At 29.8% G+C, this 21,425-nt stretch carries 21 protein-coding genes and 1 tRNA gene; 19 read left to right on the top strand and 3 right to left on the bottom strand.

What is annotated here, in order from left to right:
• Positions 1-18: 18 nt before the first annotated feature.
• Positions 19-531, bottom strand: coding sequence for a hypothetical protein (locus ACI389_RS07180; RefSeq protein ID WP_439780855.1), 513 nt, complete (start codon positions 529-531; stop codon positions 19-21).
• A gap of 92 nt (positions 532-623) precedes the next feature.
• On the opposite strand from ACI389_RS07180, the gene ACI389_RS07175 reads away from it, so the two are divergent.
• From ACI389_RS07175 to ACI389_RS07140, 8 genes are all read left to right on the top strand, one after another.
• Positions 624-1,541 carry a ribose-phosphate diphosphokinase gene (locus ACI389_RS07175; RefSeq protein ID WP_439780854.1) on the top strand — a complete coding sequence of 306 codons (918 nt, stop codon included), beginning with the start codon at positions 624-626 and terminating at the stop codon, positions 1,539-1,541.
• A 4-nt stretch (positions 1,542-1,545) separates the two neighbouring features.
• Positions 1,546-1,836 carry a hypothetical protein gene (locus tag ACI389_RS07170; RefSeq protein WP_439780853.1) on the top strand — a complete coding sequence of 97 codons (291 nt, stop codon included), beginning with the start codon at positions 1,546-1,548 and terminating at the stop codon, positions 1,834-1,836.
• A gap of 5 nt (positions 1,837-1,841) precedes the next feature.
• Positions 1,842-3,803 (top strand): excinuclease ABC subunit UvrB, encoded by a 1,962-nt coding sequence (uvrB, locus tag ACI389_RS07165; protein ID WP_439780852.1) that lies wholly within the window; start codon positions 1,842-1,844, stop codon positions 3,801-3,803.
• Positions 3,804-4,000: 197 nt separating this feature from the next.
• The gene (gene uvrA, locus ACI389_RS07160) at positions 4,001-6,889 is read left to right on the top strand and encodes an excinuclease ABC subunit UvrA (RefSeq protein WP_439780851.1); all 2,889 of its coding nucleotides are present in this window, start codon (positions 4,001-4,003) and stop codon (positions 6,887-6,889) included.
• A gap of 133 nt (positions 6,890-7,022) precedes the next feature.
• A complete protein-coding gene (locus tag ACI389_RS07155; protein ID WP_439780850.1) occupies positions 7,023-8,231 on the top strand; it encodes an ammonium transporter in 1,209 nt (402 codons plus the stop codon).
• 12 nt (positions 8,232-8,243) lie between these two features.
• Complete coding sequence (locus ACI389_RS07150; RefSeq protein ID WP_439780849.1) at positions 8,244-8,582, top strand: P-II family nitrogen regulator; 339 nt, start codon at positions 8,244-8,246, stop codon at positions 8,580-8,582.
• A 163-nt stretch (positions 8,583-8,745) separates the two neighbouring features.
• Positions 8,746-9,564 carry a DUF368 domain-containing protein gene (locus ACI389_RS07145; protein WP_439780920.1) on the top strand — a complete coding sequence of 273 codons (819 nt, stop codon included), beginning with the start codon at positions 8,746-8,748 and terminating at the stop codon, positions 9,562-9,564.
• A gap of 57 nt (positions 9,565-9,621) precedes the next feature.
• Positions 9,622-12,213 (top strand): DUF5814 domain-containing protein, encoded by a 2,592-nt coding sequence (locus tag ACI389_RS07140; RefSeq protein ID WP_439780848.1) that lies wholly within the window; start codon positions 9,622-9,624, stop codon positions 12,211-12,213.
• A gap of 37 nt (positions 12,214-12,250) precedes the next feature.
• Here the strand turns inward: ACI389_RS07140 and ACI389_RS07135 are convergent, their stop codons facing one another.
• Positions 12,251-12,673 (bottom strand): GIY-YIG nuclease family protein, encoded by a 423-nt coding sequence (locus ACI389_RS07135; protein ID WP_439780847.1) that lies wholly within the window; start codon positions 12,671-12,673, stop codon positions 12,251-12,253.
• 175 nt (positions 12,674-12,848) lie between these two features.
• Between ACI389_RS07135 and ACI389_RS07130 the strand changes: the two genes are divergently transcribed.
• The 9 genes from ACI389_RS07130 (at position 12,849) to ACI389_RS07090 (ending at position 19,595) form a co-directional block, all read left to right on the top strand.
• Positions 12,849-13,262: a DUF371 domain-containing protein gene (locus ACI389_RS07130; protein ID WP_439780846.1), complete on the top strand. Its 414-nt coding sequence runs from the start codon at positions 12,849-12,851 to the stop codon at positions 13,260-13,262.
• Positions 13,263-13,321: 59 nt separating this feature from the next.
• Positions 13,322-13,405 (top strand) — tRNA-Leu (locus tag ACI389_RS07125).
• 116 nt (positions 13,406-13,521) lie between these two features.
• Positions 13,522-14,373, top strand: a complete 852-nt coding sequence (galU, locus tag ACI389_RS07120) for a UTP--glucose-1-phosphate uridylyltransferase GalU (protein WP_439780845.1) — start codon at positions 13,522-13,524, stop codon at positions 14,371-14,373.
• Positions 14,374-14,403: 30 nt separating this feature from the next.
• Positions 14,404-15,627: an aldo/keto reductase gene (locus ACI389_RS07115; protein ID WP_439780844.1), complete on the top strand. Its 1,224-nt coding sequence runs from the start codon at positions 14,404-14,406 to the stop codon at positions 15,625-15,627.
• A gap of 44 nt (positions 15,628-15,671) precedes the next feature.
• On the top strand, positions 15,672-15,881 hold the full coding sequence (locus ACI389_RS07110) for a TIGR04165 family Cys-rich peptide (protein ID WP_439780843.1): 210 nt from the start codon (positions 15,672-15,674) through the stop codon (positions 15,879-15,881).
• Position 15,882: 1 nt separating this feature from the next.
• Positions 15,883-17,010, top strand: a complete 1,128-nt coding sequence (locus ACI389_RS07105) for a TIGR04083 family peptide-modifying radical SAM enzyme (RefSeq protein WP_439780842.1) — start codon at positions 15,883-15,885, stop codon at positions 17,008-17,010.
• Between the two features lie 213 nt (positions 17,011-17,223).
• Positions 17,224-18,126: a CBS domain-containing protein gene (locus ACI389_RS07100; RefSeq protein ID WP_439780841.1), complete on the top strand. Its 903-nt coding sequence runs from the start codon at positions 17,224-17,226 to the stop codon at positions 18,124-18,126.
• Between the two features lie 17 nt (positions 18,127-18,143).
• Positions 18,144-19,067: a deoxyhypusine synthase gene (locus ACI389_RS07095; protein WP_439780840.1), complete on the top strand. Its 924-nt coding sequence runs from the start codon at positions 18,144-18,146 to the stop codon at positions 19,065-19,067.
• On the top strand, positions 19,068-19,595 hold the full coding sequence (locus ACI389_RS07090) for a hypothetical protein (RefSeq protein WP_439780839.1): 528 nt from the start codon (positions 19,068-19,070) through the stop codon (positions 19,593-19,595). It abuts the gene before it with no gap.
• A 33-nt stretch (positions 19,596-19,628) separates the two neighbouring features.
• Here ACI389_RS07090 and pyrF read toward each other — a convergent pair whose 3' ends face one another.
• Positions 19,629-20,276: an orotidine-5'-phosphate decarboxylase gene (gene pyrF / locus ACI389_RS07085; RefSeq protein WP_439780838.1), complete on the bottom strand. Its 648-nt coding sequence runs from the start codon at positions 20,274-20,276 to the stop codon at positions 19,629-19,631.
• Positions 20,277-20,449: 173 nt separating this feature from the next.
• Between pyrF and ACI389_RS07080 the strand changes: the two genes are divergently transcribed.
• Both ACI389_RS07080 and ACI389_RS07075 read left to right on the top strand, forming a co-directional pair.
• Positions 20,450-21,115: an energy-coupling factor ABC transporter permease gene (locus ACI389_RS07080; RefSeq protein ID WP_439780837.1), complete on the top strand. Its 666-nt coding sequence runs from the start codon at positions 20,450-20,452 to the stop codon at positions 21,113-21,115.
• 10 nt (positions 21,116-21,125) lie between these two features.
• The gene (locus ACI389_RS07075; RefSeq protein ID WP_439780836.1) at positions 21,126-21,413 is read left to right on the top strand and encodes an energy-coupling factor ABC transporter substrate-binding protein; all 288 of its coding nucleotides are present in this window, start codon (positions 21,126-21,128) and stop codon (positions 21,411-21,413) included.
• Positions 21,414-21,425 lie beyond the last annotated feature (12 nt).

Genomic DNA, 21,425 nt, shown 5'->3' with positions numbered 1-21,425 from the left:
AAAAGAAAAAAGGGGAAATTAGACAAAGTGGACACCAATATTCCCACTTAAAAATTGTATAGGAATTTCAAATATGTTCATTCCATTTTGAGCCATTGCAGTTCCAACAGCATTGCCTCTGCTCATACTTCCTGAAACTTGATCATTACTTGCATATCCATTATATCCATCATTTACACGAATATTATCAATGATGTCTTCTCCAAAAATAGCGGTAGCAGCATCATTATTTATACTAACTATGATATGTGGGGTAAAATGATAAGTATAGCTCATTATGTCACGGGCAGCACCGTATGGATCATTAGGATAATCTGCATAAACATTATGTAATGTTTGACCTTGTGCATTAACGGAATTACCCGGATAAATCCACTCAAAACCAGATAAACTAAAGGTAGCAGCCATATCAATACCATTATCTTCAGATGCATCTTCAGCAACTATTAGAACTGGGCTTACAATAGTTGATGCTAAAAATATAACAACTATTAATACCAATGCTATAAGAGCAACATTTAATTTTCTCATGATTAACTTTTATGATATTTTTAAATATTAATAATTAACCTTTTTAATTACAAAGAACATAAATTATATTTATATAAAATTTTGGTGATATTATGATTATAGGTGGTTCATCTTCACAAGATTTAGCTGCTAGTGTAGCACATGAACTTGGAGAAGAATTATGTTATGTTGAAACTAAGAAGTTTCCAGATGGAGAAAGGTATTTAAGAATTAATGCTCAAGTTAAAGATGAGATAGTAACTGTTATTCAGTCTACTGGATATCCTCAAGATGAAAATTTAATGGAATTATTATTTATTATATCTAATCTTAAAGATTTAGGTGCTAAAAAAGTAAGAGTTGTAGTTCCATATATGGGATATGCAAGACAAGAAAAACGTTTTAATCCTGGAGAAACAATTTCTGCTAAAATTGTTTGTGAGTTAATTCAAACAGCAGGTGCTGATGAATTTATAACATTCAATATTCATGAAGCATGTGTATTAGACTTTTTTGATATTCCTGCAAGAAATATTTCTGCAATGTCAGATATTGCAGAATACTTAGATAAAAAATTCTTTAAAAAAGAAGATCTCAAACCATTAATTATTGCTCCTGATAAAGGTGCATATGGATTTGCACAAGAAATTTCTGAAATTATTGGATGTGATTGCACTTACTTAACAAAAGTACGTTTAGGTCCGGATAAAGTTGAAACTAAAATTGTGGATGTAAGATGTGATAGTGAAAGTGAGAATACTGTTAATATTGACTCTGTAAAAGGCATGCATGCAATCATTGTTGATGATATTATTGCTACTGGAGGAACTATTGTTAATGCAATTAATATTTTAAAACAATATGGTGCGTCCTCTGTTGATGTATGTTGTGTTCACCCAATTTTAACCAATAATGGTGCAACTAGAATATATGCTGCAGGAGCAGGTAAAATTATTGGAACTAATTCATTATCTTCTGATACTTCCCGTGTATCTGTAGCTAGAAGTATAGCTAATGCATTGAGAGAGTAATAAAATGGATAAAGAAGCAATAAAAAAGGAATTAGTCGATAAATCTAATGAAATTTTAGCTAAATATGATGAACAAGAAATGGTAGATGCTATTTCAGTAATGAATATGGCTGCTAAAACTGTATTTTTAGGATCTCTTAGAGTTTATAATTTTGATAATGTGGGAAAAATCAAAAAGGATTTAGAAAAAGAGATTAAAAGTTATGGGAAAGTTACAATAAGGGATGAAAAAGTAGTTCCTTGTTGTGCTCCAAGTTATATGCATGTCAGTTTCAATGTATCCATCAATAAGTAGGTATTATGAAAGAATTCAAATTAAATTCACCTTATAAACCATTAGGTGATCAACCAAAAGCCATTAACTCTTTAGCTGAGGGTATTAAGAATGGAGTAAAGAATCAAACACTTTTAGGTGTAACTGGTTCAGGTAAGACCTTTACAATGGCAAATGTAATTGAAAAGGTCCAAAAACCTACTCTTGTTATTTCTCATAACAAAACTTTAGCTGCACAATTATATGAAGAATTTAAGGAATTTTTCCCTGATAATGCAGTTGAATATTTTGTTAGTTATTATGATTATTATCAACCTGAAGCATATGTACCTAGAACAGATACATTTATTGATAAAGAAGCATCTATTAATGAAGATATTGATATAATGAGGCATTCTGCAACTCAATCATTATTATCAAGAGATGATGTTATCGTAGTTAGTAGTGTAAGTTGTATTTATGGTATTGGTTCACCTGAAGATTATGGTGAATTTGCTTTTGGAATATCTGTAGGGGACATTTATGATAGATCAGAAATTTTAGCCCGTTTAGTTTTTATGCAATATGAACGTAATGACATTGAATTTGCTCGTGGTCAATTTAGAGTTAGAGGTGATGTCATTGAAATTAATCCAGTTCATGGAACACCTCCAATAAGAATAGAATTATTTGGTGATGAAATAGATGCAATCAGTATCATTGATAGAGTTACAGGTAAAAAACAGGAATCACTTAAAAGATACATGATTTTTCCAGCAAAGCACTTTGTAGTTGGCCAAGATAAAATGGAGGATGCACTTTCAAGAATCTCAAATGAACTTGATGAAAGATTATCTGAATTAAATGCAGTTGGTAAACTGCTAGAAGCTCAAAGATTAGAGCAAAGGACTCGTTTTGATATAGAAATGCTAAAAGAAATGGGATATTGTGCAGGAATTGAAAATTATTCTATGCATTTATCTGGACGTAATTGGGGAGATAAACCCTATTCTCTTTTAAAATATTTCCCAGATGATTTTTTAACAATCATTGATGAGTCCCATGTTACTGTACCTCAAATTAGAGGAATGTATAATGGAGACCGTGCACGTAAAGAAACTTTAGTTGATTATGGTTTTAGATTACCATCTGCTAAAGAAAATCGCCCTTTAAGATTTGATGAATTTGAATCATCTGTTAATCAAGTAATTTATGTATCTGCAACACCGTCTGCATATGAACTTGCAAAATCAAGGAATGTTGTTGAGCAAATTATACGACCAACAGGGCTTGTTGACCCGGAAGTCATAATCAGACCTGTTTCAGGTCAAGTTGAAGATTTGCTTAAAGAAGTTAGGGAAACTGCTAAGAAGGATGAAAGGGTGTTAGTTACAACTTTAACTAAACGAATGGCAGAAGATTTAACTGATTATTATGCTCGTATTGGTGTTAAAGTAAGATATATGCATTCTGAAATCGATACATTAGAGCGAATTGAAATTGTAGATGATTTAAGACGTGGTAAATTTGATGTTTTAGTTGGTGTAAATCTATTACGTGAAGGTTTAGACTTGCCTGAAGTATCTCTTGTAGCTATTTTAGATGCAGATAAAGAAGGATTTTTAAGAAATGAAACTTCATTGATTCAGACTATTGGTCGGGCTGCAAGAAATGTTAATGGTCGTGTTTTAATGTATGCTGATGAAATGACTGATTCTGTTAAAAATGCATATGATACAACACTCAAAAGACGTAAATTACAAATGAAATTCAATGAAGTTCATGGAATTACTCCAACATCAACCCAAAGAACATTAAAAGAAAAATTAGCTGAGGAAGATGAAAAATATAGTGTTGGAACCAAAATTGAAAAAATGCCTAAAGATGAGCTTCGTCTACTTATTAAAGATATAGAAAAAGATATGAAAGATGCAGCGGCAAGACTTGACTTTGAAAGAGCTGCTGATTTAAGAAATAAGCTTTATGCTTTAAAGGATATGGATAAATAATGTTGTATAAATTATCATGATTTATATAGCTATTTATTCATATTTTAGTATATTATTTTTATATATTGGAAAAAGATTTATATATTTTTAAAATCAAATATTTGTTTTATATTGTACGAATGATTATTAGATTTCATTTGCTCTTGCAATATTTTTTTAAAAGAGTTTTGAATAAAGTAATATAAAAGAGGTTTATTATGACTGATGATTCTAAAAAACAAATTGTCATAAGGGGTGCACGTGAACATAATTTACAAGATATTGATATTTGTATCCCTCGTGATGAATTCATTGTAATTACAGGTTTAAGTGGGTCTGGTAAGTCTTCATTGGCATTTGACACAATCTATGCTGAAGGGCAGCGTAGATATGTTGAATCTTTATCTGCTTATGCAAGGCAATTTTTAGGTCAAATGAAAAAACCTGAAATGGAGTCAATTGAAGGATTGTCTCCAGCTATTTCAATTGATCAAAAGACTACAAGGGAAAATCCAAGATCAACTGTAGGTACTATTACTGAAATTTATGATTATTTAAGATTATTATTTGCGAGAGTTGGAATTCCTCATTGTCCTAATTGTGGAAAAGAAATCTCACAACAAACACTTGGACAAATTGGTGATGCAGTTATTGAAGAAGGGGAAGGACTCAAAATCCAAATATTAGCTCCTATTGTAAGGGATAAAAAAGGCCAACACAAAGATGTTTTTGAGGATTTAAGAAATAAAGGTTTTGTAAGAGTCCGTGTTGATGGTGAAATAAGAGAATTAGAAGAAAATATTGATCTTGCAAAAACATACAGACATAGTATTGATGTTGTTGTAGATAGACTTAAAACAAGAAAAGATGTTGACTTTAAAAGAAGATTAGTTGATTCTCTTGAAACAGCATCTGAATTCTCTGAAGGTTTAATTACTGTATTATTCTCTGGTGAAGATGAAGATTATGAAAAGAAATATTCAGAGCATTTTGCTTGTGTTGATTGTGGAATAAATTTCGAAGAGTTAACTCCAAGGATGTTTTCATTTAATGCACCTCAAGGTGCTTGTCCTGAATGTAATGGGATTGGTTCTAAAATGGAAATTGATCCTGACTTAATTGTTCCAGATAAGACATTAACCTTAAATGAAGGAGCTATTGCACCTTGGTCAAAATCTTCAACAAAAGAAAATTATTATTATCAAATGCTTGAAGCTGTTTCTAATTATTTTAATTTTAGTATGGATGTTCCATTTAATGAATTAGATGAAGAATATCAAAATAATATTCTTTATGGTTGTAATGATAAAATTCCATTTAATTTTAAAAGAAGAAATAAGTCTTATATGGTTAATCGTAAATTTGAAGGTGTTATTCCAAGAATGGAAAGGTTATATGTAGAGACTAAATCTAACTATTCAAGAAAATACCTTTCAAAATTCATGTCTGATAGAAAATGTCATGTTTGTGGTGGTAAAAGACTTAGACCAGAAGTTTTAGCTGTTACTGTTGGTGGAAAATCAATTATTGATGTTTGTGATATGTCAATAAAAGATTCTTATCAATTCTTCCAGCATTTAGAATTAACTGATAGGGAAAATTTTATTGCAAAAGAAGTTTTAAAAGAAATCAAAGAACGTTTAAGCTTTTTAGTTGAAGTTGGGCTTGATTATTTATCAATGTCAAGGTCTTCAGGTACTTTATCTGGTGGGGAAGCTCAAAGGATTAGATTAGCTACTCAAATTGGTTCTGGTCTTGTAGGTGTATTATATATTTTGGATGAACCAAGTATTGGTCTTCATCAAAGAGATAATGTAAAACTTATTGAAGCTCTTAAAAGGCTTAAAAATTTAGGAAATACTCTTGTTGTAGTAGAACACGATGAAGAAACTATTTTATCAGCAGATTATGTTGTGGATATTGGTCCTGGTGCTGGTGAGCATGGTGGAAAGGTTGTTGCTCAGGGAACTCCATTAGAAATTATGAATAATTCAAATTCCATAACTGGTCAATATATGTCTCGAGCTAAAAAAATAGATATTCCTAAAAAGAGAAGGCCTGGAAATGGTAAATTCATAAAAATAATTGGTGCTACTCAAAATAACCTTAAGGATATTGATGTAGAAATTCCATTAGGTAAATTTACTTGTGTAACTGGTGTTAGTGGATCTGGTAAAAGTAGTTTAATTAATGAAATATTATACAAAGGAGCTCAAGGTAAACTAACTAAAAAATTCACTTTTGCAGGTACTCACAAGACAATTGAAGGATTGGAAAACATTGATAAAGTCATTGCTATTGATCAAAAGCCTATTGGAAGAACTCCACGTTCAAACCCTGCTACTTATACTGGAGTGTTCACTGATATTCGTGATTTGTTTGCAAATACTTCAGAGTCTAAAGCTAGAGGTTATAAACCTGGAAGATTTTCATTTAATGTTAAAGGTGGAAGATGTGAAGCATGTTCTGGTGATGGTATTGTTCAAATTGAAATGCACTTTTTAGCAGATGTATATGTGCCATGTGAAGTATGTGGTGGTAAAAGATACAATGAAGAGACTTTAGATATTAGATACAAAGGTAAGAATATTTATGAAGTCTTAGAAATGACTGTTGAAGAGGCATTAGAGTTCTTTGAAAATATTCCTAAAATCACTAAGAAACTCCAGACTTTATATGATGTTGGATTAGGTTATATGAAGATTGGTCAACCTGCAACAACATTGTCTGGTGGTGAAGCTCAAAGGATTAAATTAGCTAAGGAGTTATCCAGAACTAGTACTGGTAAAACTTTATATATTTTGGATGAACCTACTACTGGTCTTCATTTTGCAGATATTAAGAGATTATTAGAAGTTTTAGCAAGGTTAACTGATGCTGGTAATTCAGTCGTTGTTATTGAACATAATTTGGATGTTATTAAGACTGCAGATTATATTATTGATTTAGGTCCGGAAGGTGGTGATGGTGGAGGTCAAGTAATTGCCACTGGAACACCTGAAGAAATTGCTAAATCTGGAACTTACACTGGTGAGTTTTTAGAAAAAATGCTTGATGAAAACATTACTCCCTATGCAAAAGAATTAGTTGAAGATATTGGTAAATAACTAATTCTTCTTTTTTTATTTTTTGAATTTACTAAACATTTATATACTTTTTTTTATAAAATATTCATATGGAAGATATATTCCGACAATATATTTCCGACAATATATTTAGTTTATTTATTTAGTGATTATTATGGTTTTAAGTACAGGAAATACATCATGGATGCTCATTGCAACAATTATGGTATTATTAATGAGTGTTCCAGGTATTGCATTTTTTTATGGAGGTTTATCAAAAAGAAAGAACGTATTAAACTCTATGTTCTTATCTTTAATAGCATTTGCTATTGTTAGTGTTCTTTGGATAATGTATGGTTATCAATTTGCATTTGCTGATTTAAGTCTCAATGGTTTAATTGGAATTCCAAAAACTTTATTTATGGAAGGAATTGGTGTAGATGCCCTAACAGGAGATATTCCAACATTAGTATATGCTGGATTTCAATTAACATTTGCAGGATTAACAGCAGCAGTTGTTTCAGGAGCAATTGTTGGAAGAATGAAAACAAAAGCATGGGTTATATTTATTATATTATGGGCAACTTTTGTCTATATTCCAATTTGCCACTGGATTTGGGGTGGTGGATGGTTGATGAATATGGGAGCAATTGATTTTGCAGGAGGAGTCGCAGTAGAAGTTAATTCTGGTTTTTCAGCTCTTGCTCTTGCTTTAATACTTGGAAAAAGGAAAGACACATCATTGCTTCCACATAATTTAGGATATTCAGTTTTAGGTGCTGGATTCTTATGGTTTGGATGGATGGGATTCAACGGAGGATCTGCTTTTGCAGCTAATGGACTAGCAGGTTCAGCAATTCTTGTTTCAAATACTGCTGCAGCTGTTGCAATGATTGTATGGTTGATTTTAGATGTATTCAACGATGGAAAACCAACAGTTTTAGGTGCAATCACTGGTGCAGTTGCAGGACTTGTTGCAATTACTCCAGCAGCAGGTTATGTTTCATTTGCAGGATCAATGATTATTGGTGCAGGAGCAGCTTTGATTTCATATTTTGCTGTTTATAATATTAAAAATAGATTTGGTTATGATGATGCATTAGATGTATTCGGTGTTCATGGTCTTTCTGGTGTCTGGGGACTAATTGCAACTGGTTTATTTGCATCACCTGCAATAAATGGAGTTGCTGGTTTGTTTTATGGAAATCCTGAACAGCTATTTATCCAGTTAGTTGCAGTTGTCGCAACTATAGTATATTCATTTACCGTAAGTTATATTATAGGAAAAGTATTAGATATTGTAATGGGATTAAGAGTAGAAGATAAAGATGAAATAAGAGGTCTTGATTCTGCATTGCATGAAGAATCAGGATATAGAATTTAATTGTGGGATATTATGAAAAGAATTATTGCAGTAATACGTGAAGAAATGTTTGAAAATGTTAAAGTGGCACTTTTAACTGCTGGTTGTGAAGGAATGAATGTTTCTACTGTAAAAGGAAGAGGCAGGCAAGTGGGTATTAAAGAATCTTATAGGGGTTCAAGTTATTGTATTGATTTAATTCCGAAAACAAGAATTGAGTTAATTGTTAATGAAGAAGATCTAGATAAGATTATTGATATTATTCTTGAAAGTGCTAGAACTGGTGATGTTGGAGATGGAAAAATATTTGTTTCTGATGTTGAAGAAGTAATCAGAATTAGGACTGGTGAGCGGGGTTCTGATGCTGTTTAGTTAATTCAATTTCATTCTCCTTTTTTTTATTTTATTTATTATTTCTTTTTTTCAATAACTTATTTAAATTAACTTAATCAATATTATAATAATTAACTTTTTAGGTGATAGTTTGAATTTTAATTTAAAAGAAACATTTTTAATATTTATTCGTGGAATATTAATGGGTTCGGCAGATATTGTTCCAGGAATCTCTGGAGGGACTATTGCATTAATCACTGGAATTTATGATTATTTAGTAGAAGCAATTAGTAATATTAAATTTGCTTTTTTAAAACCATTGTTTAAAGGAAATATTGATGGATTTATAAAGGGTATTTCGCAAGAGATTGATTTTAAATTCTTTATTCCATTAATTTTGGGTATAGGTGTAGCATTTTTAACTTTTGCAAATTTAGTTACTTATTGTATGGATTATTATACTGCAAGTACTTATTCATTCTTTTTAGGATTAATTATAGCTTCTGCAGTAATTTTATTTAAAAAACTAGATAATATTAACTTTAAACATATATTATTTGCTTTAATTGGAGGTATTCTAACTTTTATATTTGTAAGTTTAAACCCAATAGCTGCTAATCATTCATTGTTTGTATTGTTTATATCTGGGATGATAGCTATTTGTGCAATGATTTTACCTGGTATTTCAGGTTCATTCTTATTATTGCTTCTTGGACAATATGAATACATGTTAAATACACTTCATAATTTTAATATAGTTGATATTATTGTTTTTGTAGTTGGTGCTTTAATAGGTATTCTTGGATTTTCAAAAATCTTAAATTATTTACTTAAAAACTATAAAGAAATAACAATGGCTTCTCTTATTGGAGTAATGATTGGATCTCTAAGAGTTCCCGGTGTAGAAATTGCAAATTCAATTGGTTTAAACTTTGCTGGATTATTACAATGTTTGATTATTGCATTAATTGGTTTTGCATTAATCATTATTTTAGAATCAAGATTTGATTATATTGATTAATCAAATTTAACTCTTTTTTTTAAAATTTATTAACAATTAAAAATATAATTAATAGTAATGCTAGTTTTAAAAAAGATTAAAAAACAGTGGAGATTATACCCTATTGGTTCACCAAAAGGTGCTTTAAATCATAAAAGAAGACCTGAATTTGTTGGAAATATAAAATTCTCAAGAAATGGTGATTCTCTATCGATTTCAAGATTTGTCGCAGATTATAATTTCAACGAAAATTCCACATTAAACGAAAAATTAATGTCTCCCAGTGAAGTAATTAGGCTTTTACGCTCTCAAGCTGTTTTTCTTGCAACTCCAGATGGGGATATTGAGAAGTTTTTACTTTCCCTTAATATTAAAGTTAGGAAAACTCAAGTTTGTGATTTCTGTGCTTATGATGGATATATTACAATTGTCAATTCTTCTTATTCTTATAAGTATCACAATCAATTGATTTGCAGAAAATGTGCTTTTGATACGATAAAACAGGAGCTTAAACTCCAAGGTTTTGATAAAAAGATTTTTAGAAATTTAAAATCTATTCTGAATAAAACTGGAAGCTTAGAAAAAACATTGTCAATTCTTGACCCTCATTTTGATCCTTTAAAGAATAGAAAATTAACATTATTTGATAAAACCAAAAAATCAAAGCACATCATACCTCCTGTAGATATGAAAAGGCTTAAAATTCCTAAAAACTTCAAAAAAGTTCTTTTAGACTCTGGAAATACTAAATTATTGCCTGTTCAATATTTAGCTATTAAGGAAGGTCTTCTTAAAGGTGAGGATTTACTTGTTGTAAGTGCAACAGGTTCTGGTAAAACATTAGTGGGAGAACTTGCAGGTATTACCAAGGCTCTTAAAGGTAAAAAATTTATATTTCTTACTCCATTGGTTGCTCTTGCAAATCAAAAGTATAGGGATTTTAAAAAGAAATATTCTAAATTAGGTCTTAAGGTAGCTATTAAAGTTGGAAGAAATAGGGTTAAGGCAAAAGGAGAGCTTAATCTTCCAGATTCAGATGTATCGTCTTCGGATATTGTTGTTGCGACATATGAAGGAATTGATTATCTGCTTAGAAGTGGTAATTCTCAGGCATTATCTAATTTAGGTGTTGTTTTAATTGATGAAATTCATATGATTGATGATGAGGATAGGGGAACTCGTTTAAATGGTTTAATTAAACGTTTAAAAAATTTATATCCTAAAACTCAAATTATTGGTTTGTCTGCCACAGTTAAAAATCCAGATTTTTTAGCATCTGAATTCAATATGAAACTAGTCCAATACTCACAAAGACCAGTTCCACTAGAAAAACATTTAGTTTATATAAGAAATGAATCTCAAAAAAGGCATTTGATGAGAATGCTTGTTCAAAGGGAGTATAATACGAAATCTAAGAAAGGTTATAGAGGACAAACTATAATATTTACAAATTCAAGGCGTAAAACTCATCAAATAGCTAATTATTTAAATAATAAAAGGGTTAATGCTCAGGCATATCATGCAGGATTATCTTATTATAAAAAAGAGAAAATTGAAAAGGATTTTGATAAGGGTAAAATTTCTTGTGTTGTAACAACAGCAGCTCTTGCAGCAGGTGTTGATTTTCCAGCTTCTCAAGTAATATTTGATTCACTTGTAATGGGAAATAAATGGATTAATCCAAATGAGTTTTCACAGATGTTAGGTCGTGCAGGAAGACCATCTTATCATGATAGGGGTATTGTTTATTTAATACCTGAAGTAGGTAATGATTTTGCGGGTGAATCAGAAGAGGCAAAAGCATTGGACCTTTTAGAAAGCAATAATGAAGATGTATATATTGAATATGATGAAGATTCATCTTATGAACAAATTCTTGCAGATATTTCATCTAATTCAATTAAGACTAGAAAAGAATTAAGAGATTTCTATGAAAATATTGATGTTCCGATTTCACTTAAAACTGCTATTGATGAAATGGAAGATTTAAGATTGATTAATTATGCTTCAAGCGATAAATTGGAAATTACAAAATATGGAAGAGCAACTTCAGTGTCATTTTTATCAATTTATGAAGCAGAATTTATTAAAAATACATTAAATAATAATGAGTATTTAAAAAGATATGTAGGACATTCTCCAATGTATAAGAAAAAAGAAAAGTATGATAAGCTAAAAGTTTTAATTTTAGCTATGGCATTGGATTTGGAAATGTTTGAAAATGCGTATTTATCAAGTGTTATTCACAATCAAATTGCTAATGCACTTAAAATTAAATTTTCCACACGATTATTTGCAGAGTCAACTCTAGATATTATATCTAGTGGTGAAGCAATTGAAAAAGTAGATAAAAAGTTCCAAGATGCATTAATTGCTCTTCAAAGTGATTTCATGCAATGTAAATGCCAAGATAGGCCATTTTGCACATGTATGCAGAGAGGTATATCTGAAGTAATTATTCATGAAAGAATTAGGGGAAAAGATCCTCAAGATATCTCAAATAGGTTATTTGGAAAATATCAAATTCAGGTATATCCTGGAGATATTTTTTCATGGTTAGATAATTTTGTTAAGAATTTAGATGCAATTAAAAGAATTGCTAAGTCATTTAATAGGAATAATATTGTTAAAAAGACTAATTATCTAATTAAAAAAATTGAAAATGGATGAAATGTATTCTAATAATATTTTAAAAAAAATAAGGGATTTATTTTTTAAAAAATGTACAAGGCATAGCTATTGAATCATAAGCATTTAAAACACATTCAATAGCTTCATTTCTATTTTTAAAGTAATATAAATGACTTTTACATGTACAATCAGAGCATCCAAATCCTGCAATTCCATTAGTTTTACTTGCAATAAACTCGGATAGTTCACATTCCACTTTTCTTGTTGATTCATTGTATATTACATCAGTAATTTCAGCATTTTCTAATAAGTAATCAATATGCCAATGAAGCTTTTTTTCGTTGCTTAAATGTCTTTTGATTCTTGCCATTAATGAATTCATGGCAGATCCTACATAAATATAATGTCCTTCATCAAAGTGGATTTTTCCTAATTTTTTACCAATTTTAATTGTTTTTGGAGAATTGATGTTAATTATTAAGCAGTAACAACCTTTCATAATTTATTATTTTCAATTAACTTATATATTTATGTAGACTAAAAGATTAGTTTGATTTTTCAGTATCTTTAAATTAAAATAATGATTGATATTTTTTAATGTAGTGATTAGGTAATTAAAATTATAGTTATTTTGTTGGAAAACTTTAATTATTTTTTTTAACTGATTATTAATTATGATTTTTAAACTTCAAACTAAGGGACATAAAAATGTCACTTCACTTCATAAATCTACTTTTGAAGTAACTAAAGATGTTGAAATTGGTCCAACTGCTGATTGTATTATTGGAACAAGTATGGACAAATCTATGTTTGATTTTCCACAAGAATTTAAAGATAAGATAGCTAATTCAAATACAATGATAACTGTTATTTTAGATACTGAGAATGGGCATGATGAAATAGTAGGTTTTGGTCATGAAGATTTAACTTTAAGTCATCCAACGGACATTGTTTCAAGGACTAGTGATTATACTTGCTCTCGTACTTTGATGATCAGGGCAAATAAAGCTGCAAGGGATTTGGATTTAGATTTGATTGAAGATTTAAAAAATGAAAAAATGATGGATGTTATCATTAAATTAGAGTAAAAATAGTTAACTATATATACATTAATAAATATAATTAATAATAACTACTTTTGTTATATGCGGGGGTGGTCGAGCGGTCAAAGGCGCTAGGTTGAGGGCCTAGTGGGTCAGTCCCTTCGCGGGTTCAAGTCCCGTCTCCCGCACTATTTACTTTCAATTATTTTTTTCGATATTTTCTTTTTAAGGTTATTTTTTCCTAATATATTTATAATAATTAAATTAAAATATAAATAATTAAAAATTATTTTGGTGATAAATTATGAAAGCTGTAATTCCTGCAGCAGGTTTTGGAACTAGATTTTTACCTGCTACTAAAGCACAACCTAAAGAAATGTTGCCTGTTTTTGATAAACCGACTATTCAATATGTTATCGAAGAAGCAGTAGCTTCTGGTATTGATGATATATTAATTGTTACTGGTAGAAATAAAAGATCCATAGAAGATCATTTTGATAAATCATTTGAACTTGAGCAAACTTTACAAAGTGCTGGTAAGGATGATCGTTTAAAGCAAGTTCGTGATATTACTGATTTAGCTGATATTTGTTATATAAGACAAAAAGAGCAAAAAGGTTTAGGTGATGCAATCTATTGTGCTAAAAAGCATGTTGGCAATGAACCATTTGTTGTAATGCTTGGGGACTCTATTACAAAAGGACCAGTTCCATGTACAAAACAATTAATCGATGTTTATGAAAAGTATGGTGCATCTGCAATTTCTCTTGAAGAGGTTCCGAAAGAAAAAGTAGAAAGATATGGTATTATTAAAGGAGATGAAGTTGAAAAAGATATCTATAATATCACTAAACTGGTCGAAAAGCCATTAGTTCATCAAGCACCATCTAATTTAGCTATTATGGGTCGTTATGTATTAACACCAGATATTTTTGATAAAATCGATGAAACTGAACCTGGTGTTGGTGGTGAAATCCAGTTAACAGATGCACTTCAAAAGTTAGATTCTATTTATGGTGTTCTTTTTGAAGGAAAAACTTATGATATTGGTAATCGTTTAGAATGGTTAAAGACATCAATTGAATTTGCTTTAGATGACCCGGAATCAAAAGATATTTTAATTGATTATATGAAAGAAATGATTAATGGAGTATGATTACTTCAATTATTATTTTTAAAGATTTTTATGCAGTATAGGTTAATTAAAAAAACAGGAGATATGATTTCTTCGATTGGTCTTGGAGCTATGCGTTTACCAGTTAAAAATGGTAAAATTGATAGAATCAAAGCCAGTAAACTTATTTTCCATGCAATAGATAATGGGATTAATTTTATTGATACTGCTTATTTATATGGTGATAGTGAAACATTTATAGGTGAGATTTTAACTGATGATATGATACGATCTAAAGTTAAGATATGTACTAAATTACCTTCGATAAATGTTAGAAAGTATGAGGATATGGAACCTCTTTTAGATGAGCAATTAAAAAGACTTAATATTGATTGCATTGATTATTATCTAATCCATGCAGTGGATTTAAAAAATATGAATCGTTTATTAAAACGTGATTTAATTAAATTCATTGAAAAAGCAAAATCTGATGGTAAAATAAGACATATTGGATTTTCATATCATGGTCCTAAAGAAGAATTTCAAGAGGTAGTGGATTGTTGTGATTGGGATGTTGTAATGGTTCAGTTTAATTACTTTGATGAAAATGTTCAAGCTAGTGTGGAAGGAATTGAATATGTGGCTTCAAAAGGCATGGGCATTCTTGTTATGGAACCATTAAAAGGTGGAATTCTTGCGGGTAATATGCCAAAAGAAGCAGAAGAAGTTTTTAGAAAAGCTAATTCCAATAAAACTAATGCAGAATGGGCTCTTGAATGGGTTTTAAATAATCGAAATGTTACTTGTGTATTATCTGGGATGAATAGTTTTGATCAACTTAATGAAAACATAGCTGTTGCAGATAAGATTACTCCAATGTCAATGTCTTTTGAGGACTTAGAAACAGTTGAACTTGTTAAAAGAGTAATGAGAAATTCCTTAAAGATTAATTGCTCTACTTGTGGTTATTGTATGCCTTGTCCTCAAGGAGTGAATATTCCTGAATGTATGAAAATTTATAATGAAAAATATTTATTTAATCATAAAGGAATTATTAATCAGTCTTTTATTGATTACTATCAATATGTAGGGGGAGTTATGGGAAATTCTGGTAATGCAGGTAAATGCAATGGTTGTGGTAAATGTTTAAGAAAATGTCCACAAAAGTTAGATATTATTGCAGAATTAGATAAAGTTAAAAGAGAATTTGAATTTCCATGTGTCAAGTATATATTGTCATTTATTAGGCATATAGGATTCCCACTTTATAAATTTATAATTAAACTATTAAACTAATATTATTATATATTTCTAAAATAAATTAACTATAAGGTGAAAAAATGAAACTTGAAGAATTATTAGCACCATGTCCAAAATGTGGTTCAAAAGATAAAATAGCTCATAGAAAAATGTTAGATAATCATAGAGCTCACGCAGAAATGGAAACAGTAAAATGTGAGGAATGTGGTTATATTTTCTTCGTAAATGAAAATATGGAAGAAGATGAGAAAAAACAATTATTAAATGAGTTAAACAAAATATATGGTTAAAATGACATTTCATATTATGATTATCCCTACTTTGAATTGTCCATCTAACTGCAAATATTGTTGGGGTTCTGAAAATAAAAAAGAAATGATGGATATTGAAATTATTGACCAGATTATAGCTTGGCTAAGTGATTTTAGGGATGATAAAGTTCATTTTACTTTCCATGGTGGTGAACCGCTTCTTGCAGGATATGATTTTTATAAGGAAGCTTTAGAAAAATTATCTGCATTACCTAATTTAGAGGGATTTTCACTCCAAAGTAATATCTGGCTATTAACTGATGAGCTTATAGACTTATTTATCAAGTATAATGTTGTTGTAAGTACAAGTATTGATGGACCAAAAGAAATTAATGATTATCAAAGAGGAGAAGGCTATTTTGATAAAACAATGAGTAAATATGAAGTAGCTAAGAGTAAAGGATTGTTAATTAACTTTGTTTTAACTGTAACAGATTATTCAAAGAATTTTTCAGATGAATTATATGATTTCTTTAAAAATGAAAAAATGAATCTCAAAATTCATGCAGCTCTTCCATCATTGCGTGGAGATAATGCAGATCCATGGGCACTTGAACAAGAAGAGCATGGAAAACTTTTAGTTGAATGGTTAGATAAATATCTTTATGATTTAGATAAATTTTCTATTATGGACTTGGATCATATTTGTAGAAGTTCATTTAGAAGAAGAGGGACTCTATGTACTTTTGCGGATTGTATTGGAACTACACTTGCTGTGGGTTTTGATGGTTCAATTTATCCATGTTATAGATTTGTTGGAATGTCAGATTATGTTTTAGGTAATGTTAAAGATAATCCAAGTTTTGATGATTTAAAAGCATCTAATGCATGGGTAAAACTTCAAGAATTCAGAGAGTATGTTGATGAAAACTGTAAAAAGTGCAAACATGTTAAATATTGTGAAGGAGGATGTCCTTATAATGCTATTGTTGCATATCAAACACCTAAAGCAGTTGATCCGCAGTGTACAGCATATAAAATGATATTTGATGAAGTTTCAAAAAGAATGAACAAAGAATTCGCTCGTTCTGCTTTTGGTTTAGGTGGTTCTACAGTTAGAGCGGAAGGTGAATCATTTAGTATAATTGATTTAGCTATGAAACGCTAATCTTTTTTTATTTTTTTTTATATGAGTACATATTTTCTGAGAAGGTTTAATATACTTAATAAAATTAACATATGCATACTCACAATATGCATTTGTTAAGAGTTTGTGAAATTTATCATCATGGATTTATTTAATCATCATGATAAATCATTAATATTTATAAAGTATAGTAACATAAATTAAAATATTAATAATATTTTGATGAGGATTAACATGTTAACATCTGTTCAAAAAGGAATTTTACAAACTTTAATAAATTTATACCAGTCATCTAATGGTAAATCTATTAAAGGGGAAGATATTGCTGAGGTTATGGGAAGGAATCCAGGAACAATTCGTAATCAAATGCAATCATTAAGAAGTTTAGGTTTAGTTAAAGGTGTACCTGGTCCTAGGGGAGGATATAAACCTACTATTGAAGCTTACCACTCTTTAAATATTACTGTTTCAGATAAAGATTTTAAAGTACCTATTTTTAAGAATGGTACTAGACTTGAGGATATTTCTGTTGCAAAAATAGAATTTACTAGTGTTCCACAACCTAGTGAATGTGAAGCAGCCATTAAAGTTTTGGGAAGTATTAAAGATTTGAATCTAGGGGATATGGTGAGTATAGGGCCAACTCCAGTAAATAATTTAGGAATTATTGGAACAATTGTTGGTCGTGATGATATGGATAATATTCTTTTACTTGGTACAAATAGTATTAGAAGTATTCCTAAGCAGACTGTTGGTGAAATTGCAAGTCGTGATGTAATATCTTTCAAAGTGGATTGTACTATAAAAGAAGCTGCTAAAAAACTAGCTAAAAATGGAATTGATGGTGCTCCTGTAATGAAAGATGGAAAAGTAGTTGGCGTATTTACTGTTTCAGATATTGTTAATGCAATTGCTAATGATAAGGATGATTGTACTGTTGGTGAATTAATGTCATCAAGTCTTGTTATAGTTAATGAAGATTTAAAAATAGCTAATGCGATTGAAGTAATGATTAAAAGATCAATTTCTAGGTTAATTGTTGCAGATAATAATCAGGATTTACTCGGTATAGTTACAAGAACAGATATAATAAACATAATTGCAAATTTAGAACAATTTCCAATAATTACAAATTAATTTTTAAGTGATTTTTAATGAAAGTTAACCAAATTAATGTAGAAAGTAATATGGCAGTATCTGATTTGATAGATGCTTTTGATGAATCTGGAGTTTTAGGTGCTGGTAGAGTAGCTCGTGCACGTAATATTTTAGTGGATATGATACAAGATGAAGACATGAATGTATTCATGAGCCTTGGAGGTCCTTTAATACCTGGGGGTATGAGGAAAGTTGTATCTAAAATGATTAATGAAGGACATGTTAATTTAATAGTTTCAAGTGGTGCTAATTTAACACATGATCTTGTAGAGGCTTTTGGTGGTTCTCATTATCGTCACGAAGGAAAAGATGATGAAGAGTTAAATGAAGAAGGAATAGGGCGTATTGCTGATATTAATGTTGGTTCAGATGATTTCACTATTTTTGAAACTGAAATAACAAAAATATTTGAAAAAATAGCTTCTAAAAAGAATGTTATTTCAATTCAAGAGTTATTATATGAAATTGGTCTTTTAGTTGAAGATGAAGATTCCTTTATTTCAAGCGCTGCAAAAAATAATGTCCCAATATTTGCGCCTGGATTAATTGATTCAATGATTGGACTGCAACTTTGGATTTTTTCTCAAGATCACGACTTTACAATTAGTGCTGCAGGAGATATGCCTTATTTATCTGATATTGTATTTAATTCAAAAAAAGTTGGTGCAATTCTTTTAGGAGGAGGTCTTACTAAACATTATACATTAGCATCTAATGTAATTACGGGTGGATTAGATTCAGCTATTCAAATTACAATGGATAGACCTGAAGCAGGTAGTTTAGGTGGTGCTCCATTAGAAGAAGCAAAATCATGGGCAAAAGCAAAATGTGGATCTAATTTAGCTAGTGTAGTTGGGGATGTTACAGTTATTCTTCCTTTAATTTATGCGTCAGCATTAGACAAAATCAATAGTGATTAGATGGAATACATTGTTTTAGCAATTTTATTTTTATTATCTGGATTTTTCATGAAATATTCAGATGATTTATTTGATAGTAAACATGATTTAAAATTTGCAGGTATTTTTGGTGTTTTATGTGCTATTGTATCAGCTTGTGCTACAATTTATAGTACTGAAGCAGCTTATATTTTCATTGCTATTTTGTTAGGTAATTTAATAGCACTAAAAGTAGATGGAATCCATCATATTATAACATTAGTATTATTTGTTTTAATATGTTTGATAGGTGGAATTCCTGAATTAAGTTATGTTATCTTATTAATCTGTATCTTAGCAGCCTTTGAAGATGAAGTTGGGCATGAATTAATCTTAAAAGTTACAGATAACAAGTTTTTAAATCTATTTTTTGAATATAGGTTTTTAATGAAAGTTGTAATTTTACTTTTAGCTATTTGTGGTGTATTTAGTATTTGGATATTCTTATGCTTTTTATCCTTTGAAATAGCTTATGAAATTGCAGGAATCATTTTTGAAAAATTAAATTAAAAAAGAATACTGATTCTTTAAAATAGTTTAATATTATTTTAAAGATTCAATTAAATTTTTGCAAGCATTTTTTGGATTTTCTGCTTCATAAATACTTCTTCCGACAATAATTGCATCAGAATATTCAAGTGTTTTTTTACCATCTCCACCTTGTTTTCCAACACCTGGTGAAATAATGTATGAGTCATTCCCAACAATATTTCTAATATCGGATAAACGATTTAGTCTTGTTGCTGGTGCAACATAGTTCTTAATTCCCATATCTACTCCCATTTGAGCTATTGCATCAGCATTTTTTTGTAAAAACATTTTAGCACCAGGATGAGACATTTCAGTAAGTAAAAATAACTCTTTTTCATGTTTATTTGCCATATCGAGGCATGCTTGAACACTATCTTTTCCGACAAATCCATGGCAGATTATTGCATCTGCACCTGCTTTGAAAGTTTCATCACATATTTTGGAGTTTGTTGCATCGATATCTGCTACTTTAAAATCGCAGATTACTTTGAATTGGAATCTATTTTTTAATTTATTGATGATTTCAAGGCCTTCAGCTAATGCTAATGGATAACCAATTTTTATGGTATCAATATATTCTTTAATTGAATCACAAATTTCAATAGCTTCGCTTTCATTCATTACATCAAGTGCTAGAATTAAGTTATTTTTAATATTCATATTATCAGTTTCCTTTTTTGTTGTTTAATTAGAATAAATCTTTTTAATAATATTTATATAATAGTAATTCATATATTATATTGTCAATAATACTTTAGTTTATTTTAATTATAATTAAGTTTTTATTGATTATTTTATCAATTTATATTGATGTATATTATGGAGGAAAATTTATGCATATTATGGAAGGATATTTACCGTTGAACTGGTGTATTGTATGGTTTGTCATATCATTCATCGTCGTTGCGTTTGGTATTTATCAAATTAAAAAAATTGTTGATGAAAACCCTGAATCTAAGGCATTACTTGCTGTAAGTGGTGCATTTATGTTTATTTTATCATCATTGAAATTACCTTCTGTTACTGGAAGTTGTTCTCACCCTTGTGGTAATGGATTTGGTGCAGTAGTATTTGGTCCTGCAGTAACTGCAGTATTAGCAACAATCGTTCTTTTATTCCAAGCAATTTTACTTGCTCATGGTGGTTTAACTACTTTAGGAGCAAATATATTTTCAATGGGTATTTTTGGACCATTCGTTGCATGGATTGCATATAAAGGTTTAACTAAAGCTAATGTATCTTCAACTATTGCAATTTTCTTTGCAGCATTTTTAGGAGATTTATTAACTTATGTAGCTACTTCATTCCAATTAGCAATTGCTTTCCCAGCACCTACTTTTAGTGCAGCATTAGGAAAATTTTTAGTTATTTTCGCAGTAACTCAAATACCATTAGCTATTGGTGAAGCTATATTGACTGTAATTATTTGGGATAGATTAAAAGCTTACAAACCAAAATTATTAACTAAACTTGGTGCTTTAAACCCTAATGAGGCATAGGTGATTAATTATGAAAACATCTACATTAATTATTTTAGGAGTAATTTGTATTGTATTATTTATAGCACCATTAGTAATGTATAGTGGTCTTGGTGAAAATGAAGGATATTTCGGCGGTGCTGATGATGCTGCAGGTGAAACTATTGAAGAATCTGGTTTTGAACCTTGGTTTTCATCAATTTGGGAACCACCTAGTGGTGAAATAGAAAGTTTATTATTTGCTCTTCAAGCAGCTATAGGTGCAATTATTATTGGATATGCATTTGGTTATTGGAGAGGAAAAGGTAAAGAAGAATAACTCTTCTTTATT

Origin of the sequence: Methanobrevibacter sp., from assembly GCF_051877095.1 — an archaeon.
Taxonomy (GTDB): Archaea; Methanobacteriota; Methanobacteria; order Methanobacteriales; family Methanobacteriaceae; genus Methanocatella.
The sequence above is the reverse complement of the archived record's forward strand: the minus strand, read 5'-3'. Positions and strand labels throughout refer to the sequence as shown.

Bases quoted from the DNA above. Each gene is read 5' to 3' on its own strand.
- ACI389_RS07180 (WP_439780855.1), bottom strand. From the start codon at position 531: ATGAGAAAATTAAATGTTGCTCTTATAGCATTGGTATTAATAGTTGTT.
- ACI389_RS07175 (WP_439780854.1), top strand. From the start codon at position 624: ATGATTATAGGTGGTTCATCTTCACAAGATTTAGCTGCTAGTGTAGCA.
- ACI389_RS07170 (WP_439780853.1), top strand. From the start codon at position 1,546: ATGGATAAAGAAGCAATAAAAAAGGAATTAGTCGATAAATCTAATGAA.
- uvrB (WP_439780852.1), top strand. From the start codon at position 1,842: ATGAAAGAATTCAAATTAAATTCACCTTATAAACCATTAGGTGATCAA.
- uvrA (WP_439780851.1), top strand. From the start codon at position 4,001: ATGACTGATGATTCTAAAAAACAAATTGTCATAAGGGGTGCACGTGAA.
- ACI389_RS07155 (WP_439780850.1), top strand. From the start codon at position 7,023: ATGGTTTTAAGTACAGGAAATACATCATGGATGCTCATTGCAACAATT.
- ACI389_RS07150 (WP_439780849.1), top strand. From the start codon at position 8,244: ATGAAAAGAATTATTGCAGTAATACGTGAAGAAATGTTTGAAAATGTT.
- ACI389_RS07145 (WP_439780920.1), top strand. From the start codon at position 8,746: ATGGGTTCGGCAGATATTGTTCCAGGAATCTCTGGAGGGACTATTGCA.
- ACI389_RS07140 (WP_439780848.1), top strand. From the start codon at position 9,622: ATGCTAGTTTTAAAAAAGATTAAAAAACAGTGGAGATTATACCCTATT.
- ACI389_RS07135 (WP_439780847.1), bottom strand. From the start codon at position 12,673: ATGAAAGGTTGTTACTGCTTAATAATTAACATCAATTCTCCAAAAACA.
- ACI389_RS07130 (WP_439780846.1), top strand. From the start codon at position 12,849: ATGATTTTTAAACTTCAAACTAAGGGACATAAAAATGTCACTTCACTT.
- galU (WP_439780845.1), top strand. From the start codon at position 13,522: ATGAAAGCTGTAATTCCTGCAGCAGGTTTTGGAACTAGATTTTTACCT.
- ACI389_RS07115 (WP_439780844.1), top strand. From the start codon at position 14,404: ATGCAGTATAGGTTAATTAAAAAAACAGGAGATATGATTTCTTCGATT.
- ACI389_RS07110 (WP_439780843.1), top strand. From the start codon at position 15,672: ATGAAACTTGAAGAATTATTAGCACCATGTCCAAAATGTGGTTCAAAA.
- ACI389_RS07105 (WP_439780842.1), top strand. From the start codon at position 15,883: ATGACATTTCATATTATGATTATCCCTACTTTGAATTGTCCATCTAAC.
- ACI389_RS07100 (WP_439780841.1), top strand. From the start codon at position 17,224: ATGTTAACATCTGTTCAAAAAGGAATTTTACAAACTTTAATAAATTTA.
- ACI389_RS07095 (WP_439780840.1), top strand. From the start codon at position 18,144: ATGAAAGTTAACCAAATTAATGTAGAAAGTAATATGGCAGTATCTGAT.
- ACI389_RS07090 (WP_439780839.1), top strand. From the start codon at position 19,068: ATGGAATACATTGTTTTAGCAATTTTATTTTTATTATCTGGATTTTTC.
- pyrF (WP_439780838.1), bottom strand. From the start codon at position 20,276: ATGAATATTAAAAATAACTTAATTCTAGCACTTGATGTAATGAATGAA.
- ACI389_RS07080 (WP_439780837.1), top strand. From the start codon at position 20,450: ATGCATATTATGGAAGGATATTTACCGTTGAACTGGTGTATTGTATGG.
- ACI389_RS07075 (WP_439780836.1), top strand. From the start codon at position 21,126: ATGAAAACATCTACATTAATTATTTTAGGAGTAATTTGTATTGTATTA.